The sequence below is a fragment of the Streptomyces sp. WAC03905 genome, from assembly GCF_057371075.1.
Genome location: NZ_JBXYDZ010000003.1, coordinates 6,883,087 through 6,898,407, shown reverse-complemented (window position 1 = coordinate 6,898,407; position 15,321 = coordinate 6,883,087). Strand labels below are relative to the sequence as shown.

The window sequence follows — 15,321 nt, the reverse complement described above, 5'->3', positions numbered from 1 at the left end:
CGGGGCCGGGCCCAGGGGGTGTCCTGCAGGTCAGGCGGTGGCCGTCAGGGTCGCCGAGCGGCGGGGGATCGCGAAGGCGTCGAGTTCGGCGCGGGTCAGACTGGTCAGGGCGGTGACCTCGTCGGCGCCCACCGCGCCGCAGTCCAGGCCGCGGACCAGGTACCCGGCGAGGGCCTTGGCGGTCGCCGGCTCGTCCATCACGTCGCCCTCGATCTTGGCCACGTACGCCTTCAGGCGGGCCGCGGCGGCTTCGAGGCCCTCGCGGTAGAAGGTGAAGACGGCCGCGTAGCGGGTGGGCAGGTGCGCCGGGTGCATGTCCCAGCCCTGGTAGTAGGCGCGGGCCAGGGCCCGGCGGGTCAGGCCGTAGTGGAGCTTCCAGCCCTCGTGGACCTTCTCGGTGGTGCCGATCGGCAGCACGTTGGTGGAGCCGTCGGAGACGCGTACGCCGGTGCCGGCGGCCGCGACCTGCATGATCGCCTTCGCGTGGTCCGCTGCGGGGTGGTCGCTGGCCTGGTACGCGGCGGACACGCCGACGCAGGCGCTGTAGTCGAAGGTGCCGTAGTGCAGGCCGGTGGCGCGGCCCTTGGAGGCCTCGATCATTCGGGCGACGGTGGCGGTGCCGTCGGAGGCCAGGATGGACTGGCTGGTCTCGATCTGGATCTCGAAACCGATCCGGCCCGGGCGCAGGCCGCGCGTGTGCTCGAAGGCCTCCAGCAGCTTGACGAAGGCGCTGACCTGCTCGGCGTAGGTGACCTTGGGGAGCGTGAGGACGAGGCCCTCGGGCAGGCCGCCGTGCTCCAGGAGGCCGGAGAGGAAGATGTCCGTGGTGCGGATGCCGCGGTCGCGGACGTTGGACTCCATGCACTTCATGCGGATGCCCATGTACGGCGCGTTGGTGCCGTTGGAGAAGGCCTCCGAGACGAGCCGGGCGGCGCGGGCGGCGGCCTGGTCCTCCTCCTCGTCGGAGCGGACGCCGAAACCGTCCTCGAAGTCGACACGGAGGTCCTCGACGGGCTCGCGCAGGAGCTTGGCGCGGACGCGGTCGTAGACCGGGACGGCCAGTGCGTCGGAGATGCCCAGCACCTTGGCGAAGGTGGCGGCGTCCGGGGCGTGCTCGTCGAGCGCGGCGAGGGCCTGGTCGCCCCACGAGCGGATGGTGTCCGCGGCGAAGACGTCACCGGGCACGTAGACGGTGTGGATGGGCTGCCGGGTGCCGGGGTCGCCCGGGTAGTGGCGCGCGAGCTCCGCGTCCACCGGCGCGAGGGAGGCGCTGATGCCCTCGCTGACCGCGCCTGCGAGGCTCGTCGCCACCTTCTCCTGCTGACCCATCGTGCACTCTCCTCTTTTCCGCTTCACGGAAGCTTAGATCCGCATAGCAGAATTTAGTCACAGGGTTCCGTTGCGTCAATGGTCCCTCGGCCGCCCGGGGCAAACGACTCGGGGCCGCGCGGTGAGAATCACCACACGGCCCCGAAGGAAGCGGTACTACCAAGAGAAGCGCAGGTCAGGCGGTCAGCCCTTGCGCGCCTTGATCTCGTCGGTCAGCTGCGGGACGACCGTGAAGAGGTCGCCGACCACGCCGTAGTCGACGAGGTCGAAGATCGGGGCCTCGGCGTCCTTGTTGATGGCCACGATGGTCTTCGAGGTCTGCATGCCGGCCCGGTGCTGGATCGCTCCGGAGATGCCGGAGGCGATGTAGAGCTGCGGGGAGACCGACTTGCCGGTCTGGCCGACCTGGTTGGTGTGCGGGTACCAGCCGGCGTCGACGGCGGCACGCGAGGCGCCGACGGCCGCACCGAGGGAGTCCGCGAGGGCCTCGATGATGCCGAAGTTCTCGGCACCGTTGACGCCACGGCCGCCGGAGACCACGATCGCGGCCTCGGTCAGCTCGGGACGGCCGGTCGACTCGCGCGGGGTGCGGCCGGTGACCTTGGTACCGGTGGCCAGGGCGCCGAAGGTGACGGCGAGCGCCTCGACGGCGCCGGCGGCCGGAGCGGCCTCGACGGGGGCCGAGTTCGGCTTGACGGTGATGACCGGGGTGCCCTTGGAGACGCGGGACTTGGTGGTGAACGACGCGGCGAAGGCGGACTGCGTCGCGACCGGGCCCTCGTCACCCGCCTCCAGGTCGACGGCGTCGGTGATGATGCCGGAGCCGATGCGCACGGCCAGGCGCGCGGCGATCTCCTTGCCCTCGGCGGAGGACGGGACCAGCACGGCGGACGGGGACACGGCGTCGTAGGCGGCCTGCAGCGCGTCCACCTTCGGTACGACGAGGTACTCGGCGAACTCGGGGGCGTCGGCGGTGAGGACCTTGACCGCGCCGTGCTCGGCGAGCACCGCGGCGGTGGCGTCGGCACCGGCGCCCAGGGCGACGGCGACGGGCTCGCCGATCCGGCGGGCCAGCGTCAGCAGCTCGAGGGTGGGCTTGCGGACGGCGCCGTCCACGTGGTCGACGTAGACGAGAACTTCAGCCATGGGACTGCTCTCCTGCTATTGCGAAGTGTCTGGGGGCTTTGAGGGGGATGGCCGAAGCTCTTAGATGAACTTCTGGCCGGCCAGGAACTCGGCCAGCTGCTTGCCGCCCTCGCCCTCGTCCTTGACGATCGTGCCGGCGGTGCGCGCCGGGCGCTGCGCCGCGGAGTCCACCGCGGTCCAGGAGCCTTCCAGGCCGACCTCGTCGGACTCGATCTCCAGGTCCTCGAGGTCCCAGGACTCGACCGGCTTCTTCTTCGCGGCCATGATGCCCTTGAAGGACGGGTAGCGGGCCTCGCCCGACTGGTCCGTCACCGAGACGAGCGCGGGGAGGGAGGCCTCCAGCTGCTCGCTGGCGGTGTCGCCGTCACGGCGGCCGGTGACGGTGCCGTCCTCGACCTTGACCTCGGAGAGCAGGGTGACCTGCGGGACGCCCAGGCGCTCGGCCAGGATCGCCGGGAGGACGCCCATGGTGCCGTCGGTGGACGCCATGCCCGTGATGACCAGGTCGTAGCCGGCCTTCTCGATGGCCTTGGCGAGCACCAGCGAGGTGCCCATGACGTCGGTGCCGTGCAGGTCGTCGTCCTCGACGTGGATGGCCTTGTCGGCGCCCATCGACAGCGCCTTGCGCAGCGCGTCCTTGGCGTCCTCGGGGCCCACCGTCAGGACGGTGATCTCGGCATCGTCGGCCTCGTCGGCGATCTGCAGCGCCTGCTCGACGGCGTACTCGTCGAGCTCCGACAGCAGGCCGTCGACGTCGTCACGGTTGACGGTCAAGTCCTCGGTGAACTGCCGGTCGCCGGTGGCGTCGGGCACGTACTTCACACAGACAACGATCCTCAGGCTCACGCCGGCTCTCCTACCGCATCGTCTTTTCGTGTACCGCCTTATGCAGGCAGCATAGGCGCCTTGTCGGGCGGATCCCGATCGGGGCGGCCCGCGCCCCGATCGGAATGTTACTCGTCAGTACACCGTGGGTCCCACCAAGTCGCAAGGTCGGCGAACTGTGATCTGCCCAACGCCGCCCGACCCGCCCCAGCAGGGACGATTCAGTCGCGCAGCGCGTTGAAGCGCCCTTGGTGGTACAGCAGGGGGCGGCCTTCCCCGGCCGGGTCCCCCACGACCGCCTGAGCGATGATCACACGGTGCTCGCCCGCGGGCACCCTCGCCACCACCCGGCAGACCAGCCACGCCAGCACCCCGTCCAGCACCGGCACCCCGTGCGGGCCGGTGGCCCAGCCGGTGCCGGGCCCGAAACGGTCGGCACCGCTGCGCGCGAAGAGGCCGGCCAGGTCCCGCTGGTGCTCGCCGAGTATGTGGACGCCGAGGTACTCGCTGTCGCGCACGGCGGGCCAGCTGGAGGCCCCGGTGCCGATGGTGAAGGAGAGCAGCGGGGGGTCGGCGGAGACGGAGTTGAGGGAGGTGGCGGTGAACCCCACGGGACGTCCGCCGTCCTGGGAGGTGATCACGGCGACTCCGGCGGCGTGCTGCCGGAAGACGGAGCGCAGGAGGTCGGGCGAGCCGGGGCGGCCGGCGTCGGGAAGGGGGGAAGCGGCCGTCTGGACCGTAGGGGCCGTCGGAGCACTCATCAGGGTTCTGCCTTCTGCCGCAGGGCGTGCGGACACGGTCGGGATCACGGGCGGGTCGTTCAGTGATCCTGACAGCGCGCGCTCGCGTGGCGGACGAGGTCCACACGGGGCCGTCCGTGGAGCAGGAGTTCATACCGCATACGGTCAGCCTGGCGATCTCCCGTGGACGCAGTCAAGCGGGATCGGGCAGATGTCAGGCGCGTCACGCGCCGTGCGGGCGCGCGCACCGGCGCGTCCGGGCCCGGGCCGGCATCGTCCGCGGGCCGCGCGGCTCGCGGTCGCGTCATACGGCGGCGCCGAGGGCGGCGATCACGTCGGCCTTGCGGGGCATGCCGGCCGCCCGCCGCACGACGCGACCCGCCGCGTCCAGCACGAGGACGGTCGGCGTCTTCTCGATCCCCAGCGCCCGCACCAGGTCGAGCCGCTCCTCCGCGTCGATCTCGACGTGCGCGACGCCCTCGACCATGGCCGCGACCTCGGCGAGGATCCGCCGCGTGGCCCGGCAGGGCTGGCAGAAGGCGCTGGAGAACTGGACCAGCGTGGCCCTCCGGCCCGGCTCGGCGCCCAGTTCCCCGGCGCCCAGGCGCGCCGGAACGCCGTCGCCCGGACCGCCGGGCCGGGCGTCGGCCCCACCCCCGGACCGGTCGTCCCTTCCGTCTTCCCGCGTGCGCACCCGCACTCCCGTCTCCACCGTCGCCTTCGCGTACGTGCATGATCGTCGTACGCTCGTACGTGGATGGACACCCGGCGGGCCCCGGGCATTCCCGGCGTGACGAGAATCTCCCCGGGCACGGGCGTCCGGACTGGCCAGCGGCCCACGTTTGGGGCACCATCCCCAAGGGTCGCGTACCTACGCTTCCGTAACTTCCGGCCGGGAGCACCTCCCCAGGCAGAAAGCGGGTCTCCCCATGGCTGAGCTCGTCTACCCTCCGGTGATCGGCGCCGCGCACGGACTGTTCCGCGCGCTCGACATCCGCATCGACATGAAGGGCACCGAGAACATCCCCCGCAAGGGCGGTGCGGTCCTCGTGTCGAACCACATCGGGTACCTCGACTTCATCTTCGCCGGCCTGACGGCCCGGCCCCAGAAACGCCTGGTGCGCTTCATGGCGAAGGAGTCGGTGTTCCGGCACAAGGTGTCCGGCCCGCTGATGCGCGCGATGAAGCACATCCCGGTGGACCGCAAGCAGGGCGAGACGGCGTACCAGCACGCACTGGAGTCACTGCGCTCCGGTGAGATCATCGGGGTGTTCCCCGAGGCGACGATCTCCCAGTCCTTCACCCTGAAGAGCTTCAAGTCGGGTGCGGCCCGCATGGCGCAGGAGGCCGGCGTCCCGCTGATCCCGGTGGCGCTGTGGGGCACGCAGCGGCTGTGGACCAAGGGCCGCCCCAAGAACCTCAAGCGCAGCCACATCCCCGTGACGATGCGGGTGGGCGAGCCGATCGAGGCGCCCACCGACCAGTACGCCGGGGCGATCACGCGCCGGCTGCGCGAGCGGGTGCAGGAGCTGCTGGACGCGGCGCAGCGGGCCTACCCGGAGAAGCCGCGGGGCACCGAGGACTCCTGGTGGCTGCCGGCCCACCTGGGCGGTACGGCGCCCACCGCGGCCCAGGTCCGCGAAGCGGGCTGACCCCTCCCGGGCGGACCGCCGCCCCTGACGACACGTCCTGGGCCCAGGGGGTTCAGTGGTGCGGGTGCCGGCTGCCCCCGGCGCTGCCGGGAGGGCCGCACGGCGCGGTGATGCACTGCCACGTCGGCTCCTCCGGGCGGTGCTCGCCGTGCTTGGGTCCGCCCTTGCCGGGGGGACCGCACGGGGCGGTGATGCACTGCCACTTCGGCTCCTCCGGGTGGCGCTCGCCGTGGTCCGGGCCGCCCTTGCCCGGCCGCTCCTTGCCCCACGTGCCGTCCTTCTTCCCCTGGCCGTGGTGCTTCCCGCCCGGCGCGTCCCGGTCCACCACGACGGTGTGCGCGGTCGCGGGCGTGGCGGCGAACGAGGCGGTGGGGACCAGAACGGCTCCGGCGGCGAGGGCGGTGGTGGCCGCGAAGAGGGCCAGGCGGCGCGTGCGGAGGGGGTGGGTCATGGTGGTTCTCCTCGGAACGAGCGAGCGGATCGGACCCCTCCAGTACGCCCCGTGCCCGGCCGCCCGTCACGCCCCTGGATTCCGTGGCTTGACATCCGGAAGCGGCACCTGTCAGAGCGCGGCCGGCAGCCTTCGCCAGAGCTCCTGCCGGTCGGCGGATTCCCGCAGGGCCGCAAGGACGGCCGGGTGCGGGGCCGCGTACAGCTCGGGGTGGTCGACCTCGCCCAGCTCCGGGCGGACGGGGAAGGCCAGGCGTTCCTCGGCGAGATCGAACCGCGCGTCCACCCCGGGCCCGTTGCCGCGCGGGTCGAGCCGGCTCCAGCGGTCCGCGCCGGGCAGGCGCAGGGCGATCAGGCCGTGCACGAGGGGGTGGGAGCCGTCGTCGTCGGCGAGGCGCTGGTAGCACAGCGCGGCCGGGATCCCCTGGGCGCGCAGCAGGGCGGCCAGGGCGTGGGACTTGGCGTGGCAGATGCCGTTGCGGGTCGCCAGTACGTCGGAGGCCCGCCAGGCGACCCGCGGGTCCCCGGAGTCGGCCGAGTGCGGGATGGCGTCGCGGACGAACTCGAAGGCGGCCTCGGCGTATGAGTATGCGTCGCCGGTGGCGGACCACAGGGTTTCCGCCGTATCCAGTACGAGGGGATGCCAGTGGTCAATGGCTTCGCACGAGGCCAAGTACGCGAAGACGTCGGGGTTCTGCTGGATCAGCTGCATGGCGCGGAGCATAGGCATGCCGCCCACCGCGAATCAATGAATTTACGGCGGGCGGCATAACTATGCAGCGATGTGGACGGTTGCGCCGTCCGGGAACTAGCGGGCGAGTTCCTCCTTGAGGGCCTGCAGGAAGCCGTCCACGTCCTCGACCTGGGTGTCGAAGCCGCACATCCAGCGGACGTCACCCGCGGCCTCGTCCCAGAAGTAGAAGCGGTAACGCTTCTGCAGGCGCCGCGACACCTCGTGCGGCAGCCGTGCGAACACCGCGTTCGCCTGCACCGGGTAGAGGATCTCCACGCCGTCGGTCTCACGGACCCCGGCGGCGAGCCGCTGCGCCATCTCATTGGCGTGGCGGGCGTTGCGCAGCCACAGGTCCTTGGCGAGCAGCGCCTCCAGCTGCACCGACACGAAGCGCATCTTCGAGGCGAGCTGCATCGACATCTTGCGGATGTGCTTCATCCGGCGGACCGCGTCCGGGTTGAGCACGACGATGGCCTCGCCGAACATCATGCCGTTCTTGGTGCCGCCGTAGGACAGCACGTCGACGCCGACCGTGTTGGTGAAGGTGCGCATCGGCACGTCGAGCGAGGCCGCGGCGTTGGCTATGCGGGCTCCGTCGAGGTGGACCTTCATGCCGAGCCCGTGGGCGTGGTCGCAGATGGCCTTGATCTCGTCCGGGGTGTAGACCGTGCCCAGCTCGGTGTTCTGGGTGATCGACACGACCTGCGGCATCGCGCGGTGCTCGTCCTCGAAGCCCCAGGCCTCCTGGTCGATCAGCTCGGGCGTGAGCTTGCCGTCCGGGGTGGGCACGGCGAGCAGCTTGAGCCCGGCCATCCGCTCCGGCGCGCCGCCCTCGTCCACGTTGATGTGGGCGCTCTTGGCGCAGATCACGGCGCCCCAGCGGTCGGTCATGGCCTGGAGGGCGGTGACGTTCGCGCCGGTGCCGTTGAAGACCGGGAAGGCCTCCGCGTACGGCCCGAAGTGGCTGCGGATGATCTTCTGCAGGTGCTCGGTGTACTCGTCCTCGCCGTAGGAGATCTGGTGACCTCCGTTGGCGAGGGCGAGGGCCTCCAGGATCTCCGGATGGACCCCCGCGTAGTTGTCGCTGGCGAAGCCGCGCACTGCCGGGTCGTGGTGCCGGCGGGCATCGGTCTTCACGGTTGCGGAGTGAGCCACAGACGCTGTCCGTTCACATCGATGGCGGACTGCTCCCACACGCCGGCGATGGCCTCGGCCAGCTCCTTCACGTCGGTGAAGCCCGCGAACTTCGCATTGGGACGCTCGGCGCGCATCGCGTCGTGCACCAGTGCCTTGATGACCAGGATCGCAGCTGCCGCGCCGGGGCCCTCGTCACCCCCCGCCTTGCGGAAGGAGTCCGCCATGGCGAGGGTCCAGGCCTCGGCGGCCGCCTTGCCCGCGTTGTAGGCGGCGTTGTTGGCGACCGGCTTGTGCGCGCCGGACTGGCTCACCAGGACGTAGCGGCCGCGGTCACTGCGCAGCAGCCCGTCGTGGAAGGCGAGGGAGGTGTGCTGGACGGTGCGGATGAGGAGCTTCTCCAGGAAGGCCCAGTCCGCGAGGTCGACGTCGGTGAAGGTCTTGCTGCCGCGCCAGCCGCCGACGAGGTGGACCAGACCGTCGATCCGGCCGAACTCCTTCTCGGTGTGCTCGGCCCAGGCCTTGGTGGCCTCCAGGTCGAGCAGGTCCACGGTGTCACCGGTGATGGTGGCGCCGCCGTGGGCGTAGCGTGCCGCGTCCACGGCCTCCGCCAGGCGCGCCGGATCGGCGTCGGACGCGACGACGGTCGCTCCCGCCTCGGCGAGGCGGAGCAGGGCGGCGCGGCCGGCGGGCCCGCCGGCCCCGGCCACCGCCACCACCGCTCCGTGCAGCTTTCCGTTGCCGTTCCCGGAGCCGTTCATCTGTGCAGCCTCCTGTGGGCGAGTGCTCACGCGGCGACCCGCTCGGCGTGCTCTGCGTTCAGAGCGGTGATGCCCTTGGTCGAGGCGATGGTGCCCTTGAGCTTCTTGGCGAGCGCCTCAAAGAACATGCTGAGCGGAAACTCGTCCGGAAGCACGTCGTCGACGAGCTTGCGCGGCGGCTGCGTCAGGTCGAGCGTCTCGGCGGCCTTGGCCCACTTGGAGCCCGGGTGCGGGGCGAGGTAGGTCGAGACGAGCTCGTAGGCCTTGAGCCAGTGGACCAGCTTCGGGCGGTCGATGCCGGCCCGGTAGAGGTCCTCGATCTCGGCGCACAGCTGGTTGGTGACCTGCGGGGCGCGCATCCAGTCGATCTTCAGCTTGTTGTCCGTCCAGCGCACGACGTCGTGCTTGTGGAGGTAGGCGAAGAGCAGCTGGCCGCCGAGACCGTCGTAGTTGCGGTTGCGGTCGCCGGAGACCGGGAAGCGGAACATCCGGTCGAAGAGAACGGCGTACTGCACGTCACGGCCGTGCTCGTTGCCCTCGGACTCCAGCTTCACGGCCTCCTTGAAGGCGGTGAGGTCGCAGCGCAGCTCCTCCAGGCCGTACATCCAGAACGGCTGGCGCTGCTTGATCATGAAGGGGTCGAACGGCAGGTCGCCGTGGCTGTGCGTGCGGTCGTGGACCATGTCCCACAGCACGAAGGCCTTCTCGCAGCGCTCCTGGTCGTCGACCATGCGCGCGATGTCCTCGGGCAGGTCGATGCCCAGGATGTCCACGGCGGCCGCGGTCACCTTGCGGTAGCGGGCGGCCTCCCGGTCGCAGAAGATGCCGCCCCAGGTGAAGCGCTCGGGGGCCTCGCGCACGGCGATGGTCTCCGGGAACAGCACGGCGGAGTGCGTGTCGTAGCCGGGGGTGAAGTCCTCGAAGGTGATGCCGAGGAAGAGGGGGTTGTCGTAGCGGGTGCGCTCCAGCTCGGAGAGCCACTCGGGCCACACCATCTTCAGGACGACGGCCTCGAGGTTGCGGTCCGGGTTGCCGTTCTGCGTGTACATGGGGAAGACGACGAGGTGCTGCAGGCCGTCGGCGCGCTCGGCGGCCGGGTGGAAGGCCAGCAGGGAGTCGAGGAAGTCCGGCACGCGGAAGTCGTCGGCGGCCCACTTGCGCAGGTCGGCGATGAGCGCACGGTGGTAGGCGGCGGCGTGCGGGAGCAGCGGGGACAGCGTCTCCACAGCGCCGATCACGCGCTCGACCGCGGCGAGGACGGTGGCGCGGGCGTGCTCGCCCTCGGCCTCGAAGTCGATGGAACCGTCGGCCGCCTGCCAGGGGCGGATCTCCTCCACGGCGGCCTTGAGCTCGGGCCACGCCGGGTGGTCCACCACCCGCGCCCCAGCGGATATCACGGCACCGCCGACGCCCGGCACAAGAGTTTCCGTCATGTCACTTCCTCCACAGGAGAACCTCACGTCCGCACAGCGTATGCGTGCGAGGCTGTCCCGCTCAAGAGGCAATTCGGGAAATTATCCTGCGTCACCCCCCGCTTCACCGAAAGTCTTCCCGTTCGCCAGGGTGGAACTGATAGCTCCGCCCAGTCGCGCCAGGGCTTCACATGCCGGTGGCAGTACCCCGGCCAGTGCCAGGAAGCCGTGGAACATGCCGGGGTGGCCGTCCAGGACCGACCGGATCCCGCTGCGCACCAGCCGGCGGTGGTACGCGCGGGCCTCGTCCCGCAGCGGGTCGCACCCGGCGACCACCAGGTGGGCGGGCGGCAGCCCGGTGAGGTCCGCGCGCAGCGGGGAGGCCAGCGGATGCCGGCCGTCGCCCCCGGGGCCGAGGTACTGCTCCCAGAACCAGCGCATGTGCCCCGCGGTCAGGAAGCAGCCCTCGGCGGCGGTGCGGTACGAGGCGCGGTCCTGGGCGGCGTCCAGGGCGGGATACACCAGGGCCTGCAGGGCGACGGCAGGTCCCCCGCGGTCGCGCGCGAGCAGCAGCGAGGCGGCCGCCAGGTTGCCGCCCGCGCTGTCCCCGGCCACGACGAGGGCCGCCGGGTCCCCGCCCAGCTCCTCCCAGTGGCGGCCGGCCCAGCACAGCGCCGCGTACGCGTCCTCCGCGGCCGCCGGGAAGCGGTGCTCGGGAGCCCGCCGGTAGTCCACCGAGACCACGGCCGCGCCGGCCGCCCGCGACAGGTGGCGGGCGGTGGTGTCGTGAGTGTCCAGGTCGCACAGGACCCACCCGCCGCCGTGGCAGAACACGACCGTCGGGCGGGGTCCCGGCCACCGCCCGGGGTCGGGCAGGTAGATCCGCACGGGGACGGGCGGGGCGCCGGGCGGGCCGGGGACGGATCGGTCGGCCACGGACCCCACGCGCGGCCTGCCGGCGGGCGGTCGGGAGGCGGCCGCCAGGATCCGCCGGGCCTCGCCGGCGTCGGTGACGCCGTTGCCGAGGTCCGGGAACGCCGCGGCGAGGGCGTCGACCCACGGCACCGCGGCCGGGTCGAGGCGCTCCCGGGCCCGGCCCCGGCCCCGGCTCCGGCCCCGGCCCCGGTCCCTGTTCCCACCCCCGCCCCGGGCGGCGGCCATCACCGGCTCCGGAAGTGCGGGATGACCTTCTCGCCCCACTGGCGCAGGGTCTCCATGCACGCGTCCTGCTCCACGGTGCCCATCTGGATCAGGCACATGATCTCGTCGGCCCCGGCCTCCCGGAGCCGTTCCACGTAGGCGATGGCGTCGTCGGCGGTCCCGTAGGCGTGGTCGGCGTTGAAGGTGGCCGTCGAGGTCGGCCGGACCGGGATCTCCAGCTCGTGCAGCCGTGCCACCACCTGCTCGGCGGCCCTGCGCATCTCCCCCGCCTCGTCGGCGCCCTCGACGACGGCCTCGTCCGGGACGCCCGCGCCGCCGTACCAGTGGCCGATGGCCTGGGCGAAGAAGCGTTGGCCCCGGATGCCGATCCGCCGGGCCCGTTCGCCGTCGTCGAGCACGATGGTCGGGCAGAGCACGGAGAAGTGGTCGTTGACGACCGTGGAGACGAGGCGGCTCCCGTCCCTTCCGGCGATCGCGCCGTCGTAGACGGAGCGCATCTGCGCGATCGACGCGGGCCCGGCGAAGCCCATCACCAGCGCTCCGATGCCCAGTTCGGCCGCCTGGACCAGGGTCTCGGCGCGGCTGCAGGCCAGGAACAGCGGCGGGTGCGGGGTCTGCCGCGGCCGCGGCAGGATGGGGTGCGGATCGATGTCGATCAGTTCGCCGTGGTACTCCAGCTCCTCCTCCTGCCAGGCCCTGCCGATGATCCGCAGGGCCTCCTCGACCTCCGCCGCGGTCCGCTCCTTGTCCACCCCGCACAGCGAGGTCTCCTGCTCGGTGCCGCCGCGCCCGGCGCCGAGGTCGAGGCGCCCGCCGGAGAGCAGGTCGAGCATCGCGGCCCGCTCGGCGACCCGGACCGGGTGGTTGAAGTTGAAGGGCATGCACACCACGCCGTGCCCGATGCGTATGGTGTGCGTCCTGGCCGCGACCCAGGTCAGGAAGACCTCGGGCGCCGACATGTGGGCGTACCACTTCAGGGAGTGGTGCTCCACGGCCCAGATCCGGTCGAATCCCATGCGTTCGGCGAACACCGCCTGCTCGACGCAGTCGCGGATGAGCCGGTGCTCGCGCTCCACCGTCGGGTCGGCCAGCTGTGCTTCGAAGATCACGGAGAATTTCACGGTGCCTCCAGGGTTGCGTCCCGTGCCCGGTCTTACTTCAATTCGGAATATGACTAGTAGTCACACGTCGAAGAGGCAAGAGAAGCAGCAGGACCCGGACCTCCCGCCGACCGCGTGGGCCGTTCTCGGCCTGCTGTCCTTCCCCGGCGAGCGCACCGGCTACGAGCTGAAGAAGTGGGCGGACTCCTCGCTGCGCTTCTTCTACTGGTCACCGGCCATCAGCCAGATCTACGCGGAGCTGCGCCGTCTGGAGGAACTCGGTTACGCCGCCTCCGCGCGCTCGGGTCCCGAGGAGGCGCGGGCCAAACGCCGTTACTCCATCACCGCGGCCGGGCGCGAGGCGCTGTCCCGCTGGGCCGCCGACACCGCCGAGGCCGGCCCCCCGGTGCTCAAGCACGGGCTGCTGCTGCGGATCTGGCTCGGCCACCTGGCCGAACCGGCGCGGCTGCGGGCGATGGTCGGCGAGCACCTGGAGCGCACCCGGGGCGAGCTGACCGCCGTACGGGAGGCGATGGAGCAGGCGGCCGAGGTGGCGGACTGGGTCTTCCCCACCCTCGCGCTGCGCTGGAGCGAGCGGCAGCACCTGGCCGAACTGGAGCTGGGCCAGGCGCTGTTGGCGGACCTCTCGGAAGTCTCTCCGCCGGGGGCCGCGCAGGGGCGTCAAGCGGCTGGGGACGCGCCCACGCCCGGGTGACGCGGCAGGGCCGCGGGAGGCCCGCCGGGGGCGCACGACCCTGGCGGGAAGCGGTCGGTGGCGCTTCCGAGGGGCCGTGCACGCACGGTCCGCATCCACGACCGGCGCACTAGCATGCGACCTCATCGCGCGCGGCCGGTCGGGACACCGCGACCGCGCGGGGAGCCGCCGTCGACGGAAGCGAGAGAACCTTGACTTTCCTCACCATCGGTCACCGCGGGGTCATGGGTGTCGAGCCGGAGAACACCCTCCGGTCGTACCTCCGAGCGGAACGTTCCGGCATGGACGCCATCGCCCTGGACCTCCGGCTCAGCAAGGACGGCGTCCTCGTCGCCCTGCACGACCCCGAGGTGGACCGCACCACCGACGGCTCCGGGGCCGTCGCCGACCTCACCCTGGCCGAGCTGCGCGCGCTGGACGCCGGTCAGGGCGAGCGCGTGCCGGTCTTCGAGGAGGTGCTGGACGCGGTCCGCTCACCGCTCCGAGCGGCCGTCGGGGACGAGGGCGCGGCCACGGCGCTCGCGGAACTGGTCCTGCGCCGCGACCTGGTCGGCCGGGTGGAGATCGCCTCCGCCGACGGCGCGCTGCTCGCCGGGGCGGCCCGCCGGGTGCCGGGTGTGCGGACCACGCTGTTCGCGGAGCCGCTGGGCGGCGACACGGAGGCCTTGGTGAACCGGGCGCGGGCCGCGGGGGCGGCGACGATCGCCCTGGACATCCACCGCATCGCCCTGGAACTGGTGGAGGCGGCCCACACGGCCGGCCTGCGGGTGACCGGCCAGGCGGTCGACACCCTGGACCAGTTGCGGCTGGCGCGGGCACTCGGACTGGACGGTGTGACCACGGGCTTCCCCGAGATCCGCAGCACGGGCCGCTTCACCGCCTGAGCGGCTCCGGATTACAGGGGCTTGACCAGCAGTTCGAAGGCGAGGTCGTCGCGCAGCGGGATGCCGAAGCGCTCGTCGTCGTACGGGAAGGGGCTCAGCTCGCCGGTGCGCCGGTAGCCGCGGCGCACGTAGTAGGCGATGAGTTCCTCCCGTACGTTCACCACCGCCATCCGCATCTCGGCGGCGCCCCAGGTGTCGCGGGCGCGGCGCTCCGCCTCGGCGAGGATCTCCTTGCCGAGGCCGCCGCCCTGGAGCCCCGGGCGGACGGCGAACATGCCGAAGTAGGCGTGGTCGCCCCGGTGTTCGATGTGGCAGCAGGCCACCAGCTCACCGGCGCGCTCGACGACGAGCAGGACGCCGTCCGGGCCCTCGATGACGGCGCGGACGCCGTCCGGGTCGGTGCGCTGCCCCTCCAGGTAGTCGGCCTCGGTGGTCCACCCGGCCCGGCTGGCGTCCCCGCGGTAGGCGGACTCCACGAGAGCCACCAGTTCCGGTACGTCCGCCTCGACGGCGCTGCGGAAGCTGAGGGCTGCGGGCTGGGCGGTCGACATGGGCGCTCCGTTCGGTGCGGTGGCATATGACATGCCGGGGGCGGCAGACAGAGCCTATCCCGGCGCCGCGTGAGCGCCGTGCGAGAAGGGCATCTCTCCCCGTGACGCCGACGAACCGGGAGGTTCCGCCGTGCACGGATCCGCCTCGTCCCTGTCCGCCTCCGTCTCCGCCTGGCTGCTGGTGCTCCTGTGCGCGGTGAGCGGTGCGTACTGCCTGCGGCGGGTGCGCGGGCGGGACGGCCGGGGCGGTGCCGCCGCCGGCGAGGCGGTGATGGGGTTCGGCATGGCGCTGATGGGGGTGCCCCTGGGGGGCGGCGGGTGGCGGCAGCCCGTGCTCGGGGCGGTCTTCTGCGCGGCGGCCCTGCACTCCCTGTGGCTGCTCCGGGGCGGGGCGCACCACGCGCACCACCTGGTGGGGTCGCTGACGATGGTGTACATGACCGCCGCGGCGGGATCCGGCCACGGCCACGGCGCGGGGCCGCCGCTGCTGACGGGGGCGCTCCTCCTCTACTACGCCGGCTACGTGGTGCTCGGCGGCACACGGCTGATCACCGCGGGCGGCCCGGCTCCCGTGCACACCGCAGGCGCGGTGCGCACCACTGCCGCACGCACCCCGAGAGCCGCGCCCGCGGAGCTGATCAGGGCCTGCCGACTCGCCATGGCCATGGGGATGTTGGCGATGCTGCTGTCGATGTGACGGCGCTGCGGGCGGACGTGTCCTGCGTCAC

General features: G+C 72.2%; 17 protein-coding genes. 4 read left to right on the top strand and 13 right to left on the bottom strand.

What is annotated here, in order from left to right:
- Positions 1-30: 30 nt before the first annotated feature.
- From AC2RP6_RS33605 to AC2RP6_RS33585, 5 genes are all read right to left on the bottom strand, one after another.
- The gene (locus tag AC2RP6_RS33605; RefSeq protein WP_486449603.1) at positions 31-1,329 is read right to left on the bottom strand and encodes a DUF6986 family protein; all 1,299 of its coding nucleotides are present in this window, start codon (positions 1,327-1,329) and stop codon (positions 31-33) included.
- Positions 1,330-1,512: 183 nt separating this feature from the next.
- On the bottom strand, positions 1,513-2,475 hold the full coding sequence (locus AC2RP6_RS33600) for an electron transfer flavoprotein subunit alpha/FixB family protein (protein ID WP_486449602.1): 963 nt from the start codon (positions 2,473-2,475) through the stop codon (positions 1,513-1,515).
- Between the two features lie 60 nt (positions 2,476-2,535).
- Entirely contained in the window at positions 2,536-3,321 is a 786-nt protein-coding gene (locus AC2RP6_RS33595; RefSeq protein WP_486449601.1) for an electron transfer flavoprotein subunit beta/FixA family protein, read from the bottom strand.
- Between the two features lie 200 nt (positions 3,322-3,521).
- Positions 3,522-4,061: a flavin reductase family protein gene (locus tag AC2RP6_RS33590; protein ID WP_486449600.1), complete on the bottom strand. Its 540-nt coding sequence runs from the start codon at positions 4,059-4,061 to the stop codon at positions 3,522-3,524.
- A 283-nt stretch (positions 4,062-4,344) separates the two neighbouring features.
- On the bottom strand, positions 4,345-4,740 hold the full coding sequence (locus AC2RP6_RS33585; RefSeq protein ID WP_486449599.1) for a thioredoxin family protein: 396 nt from the start codon (positions 4,738-4,740) through the stop codon (positions 4,345-4,347).
- A gap of 229 nt (positions 4,741-4,969) precedes the next feature.
- Between AC2RP6_RS33585 and AC2RP6_RS33580 the strand changes: the two genes are divergently transcribed.
- A complete protein-coding gene (locus tag AC2RP6_RS33580) occupies positions 4,970-5,692 on the top strand; it encodes a lysophospholipid acyltransferase family protein (protein ID WP_030657609.1) in 723 nt (240 codons plus the stop codon).
- A gap of 52 nt (positions 5,693-5,744) precedes the next feature.
- On the opposite strand, the gene AC2RP6_RS33575 is transcribed toward AC2RP6_RS33580, so the two are convergent.
- From AC2RP6_RS33575 to AC2RP6_RS33545, 7 genes are all read right to left on the bottom strand, one after another.
- A complete protein-coding gene (locus AC2RP6_RS33575) occupies positions 5,745-6,143 on the bottom strand; it encodes a hypothetical protein (protein ID WP_486449598.1) in 399 nt (132 codons plus the stop codon).
- 111 nt (positions 6,144-6,254) lie between these two features.
- Complete coding sequence (locus AC2RP6_RS33570) at positions 6,255-6,854, bottom strand: transglutaminase-like domain-containing protein (protein WP_486450540.1); 600 nt, start codon at positions 6,852-6,854, stop codon at positions 6,255-6,257.
- Positions 6,855-6,950: 96 nt separating this feature from the next.
- Positions 6,951-8,012, bottom strand: coding sequence for a threonine aldolase family protein (locus tag AC2RP6_RS33565; protein ID WP_486449597.1), 1,062 nt, complete (start codon positions 8,010-8,012; stop codon positions 6,951-6,953).
- On the bottom strand, positions 8,009-8,770 hold the full coding sequence (locus AC2RP6_RS33560) for an SDR family NAD(P)-dependent oxidoreductase (RefSeq protein ID WP_486449596.1): 762 nt from the start codon (positions 8,768-8,770) through the stop codon (positions 8,009-8,011). Before AC2RP6_RS33560 ends, AC2RP6_RS33565 begins: the two co-directional genes overlap by 4 nt.
- Before the next feature lie 26 nt (positions 8,771-8,796).
- Entirely contained in the window at positions 8,797-10,203 is a 1,407-nt protein-coding gene (locus tag AC2RP6_RS33555; protein WP_486449595.1) for a DUF6421 family protein, read from the bottom strand.
- An 81-nt stretch (positions 10,204-10,284) separates the two neighbouring features.
- Complete coding sequence (locus tag AC2RP6_RS33550) at positions 10,285-11,343, bottom strand: alpha/beta hydrolase (protein ID WP_486449594.1); 1,059 nt, start codon at positions 11,341-11,343, stop codon at positions 10,285-10,287.
- Positions 11,343-12,464 (bottom strand): LLM class flavin-dependent oxidoreductase, encoded by a 1,122-nt coding sequence (locus AC2RP6_RS33545; RefSeq protein ID WP_486449593.1) that lies wholly within the window; start codon positions 12,462-12,464, stop codon positions 11,343-11,345. Before AC2RP6_RS33545 ends, AC2RP6_RS33550 begins: the two co-directional genes overlap by 1 nt.
- Positions 12,465-12,513: 49 nt before the next feature.
- Here AC2RP6_RS33545 and AC2RP6_RS33540 point away from each other — a divergent pair, with 49 nt between their 5' ends.
- A complete protein-coding gene (locus tag AC2RP6_RS33540) occupies positions 12,514-13,158 on the top strand; it encodes a PadR family transcriptional regulator (RefSeq protein WP_486449592.1) in 645 nt (214 codons plus the stop codon).
- A 191-nt stretch (positions 13,159-13,349) separates the two neighbouring features.
- Positions 13,350-14,042 (top strand): glycerophosphodiester phosphodiesterase, encoded by a 693-nt coding sequence (locus AC2RP6_RS33535; RefSeq protein ID WP_486449591.1) that lies wholly within the window; start codon positions 13,350-13,352, stop codon positions 14,040-14,042.
- Between the two features lie 11 nt (positions 14,043-14,053).
- On the opposite strand, the gene AC2RP6_RS33530 is transcribed toward AC2RP6_RS33535, so the two are convergent.
- Entirely contained in the window at positions 14,054-14,593 is a 540-nt protein-coding gene (locus AC2RP6_RS33530) for a GNAT family N-acetyltransferase (protein WP_486449590.1), read from the bottom strand.
- 130 nt (positions 14,594-14,723) lie between these two features.
- Here AC2RP6_RS33530 and AC2RP6_RS33525 point away from each other — a divergent pair, with 130 nt between their 5' ends.
- Positions 14,724-15,290, top strand: coding sequence for a DUF5134 domain-containing protein (locus AC2RP6_RS33525; RefSeq protein ID WP_486449589.1), 567 nt, complete (start codon positions 14,724-14,726; stop codon positions 15,288-15,290).
- Positions 15,291-15,321 lie beyond the last annotated feature (31 nt).

Bases quoted from the DNA above. Each gene is read 5' to 3' on its own strand.
- AC2RP6_RS33605 (WP_486449603.1), bottom strand. From the start codon at position 1,329: ATGGGTCAGCAGGAGAAGGTGGCGACGAGCCTCGCAGGCGCGGTCAGC.
- AC2RP6_RS33530 (WP_486449590.1), bottom strand. From the start codon at position 14,593: ATGTCGACCGCCCAGCCCGCAGCCCTCAGCTTCCGCAGCGCCGTCGAG.
- AC2RP6_RS33570 (WP_486450540.1), bottom strand. From the start codon at position 6,854: ATGCAGCTGATCCAGCAGAACCCCGACGTCTTCGCGTACTTGGCCTCG.
- AC2RP6_RS33590 (WP_486449600.1), bottom strand. From the start codon at position 4,061: ATGAGTGCTCCGACGGCCCCTACGGTCCAGACGGCCGCTTCCCCCCTT.
- AC2RP6_RS33540 (WP_486449592.1), top strand. From the start codon at position 12,514: ATGACTAGTAGTCACACGTCGAAGAGGCAAGAGAAGCAGCAGGACCCG.
- AC2RP6_RS33555 (WP_486449595.1), bottom strand. From the start codon at position 10,203: ATGACGGAAACTCTTGTGCCGGGCGTCGGCGGTGCCGTGATATCCGCT.
- AC2RP6_RS33550 (WP_486449594.1), bottom strand. From the start codon at position 11,343: ATGGCCGCCGCCCGGGGCGGGGGTGGGAACAGGGACCGGGGCCGGGGC.
- AC2RP6_RS33575 (WP_486449598.1), bottom strand. From the start codon at position 6,143: ATGACCCACCCCCTCCGCACGCGCCGCCTGGCCCTCTTCGCGGCCACC.
- AC2RP6_RS33580 (WP_030657609.1), top strand. From the start codon at position 4,970: ATGGCTGAGCTCGTCTACCCTCCGGTGATCGGCGCCGCGCACGGACTG.
- AC2RP6_RS33600 (WP_486449602.1), bottom strand. From the start codon at position 2,475: ATGGCTGAAGTTCTCGTCTACGTCGACCACGTGGACGGCGCCGTCCGC.
- AC2RP6_RS33560 (WP_486449596.1), bottom strand. From the start codon at position 8,770: ATGAACGGCTCCGGGAACGGCAACGGAAAGCTGCACGGAGCGGTGGTG.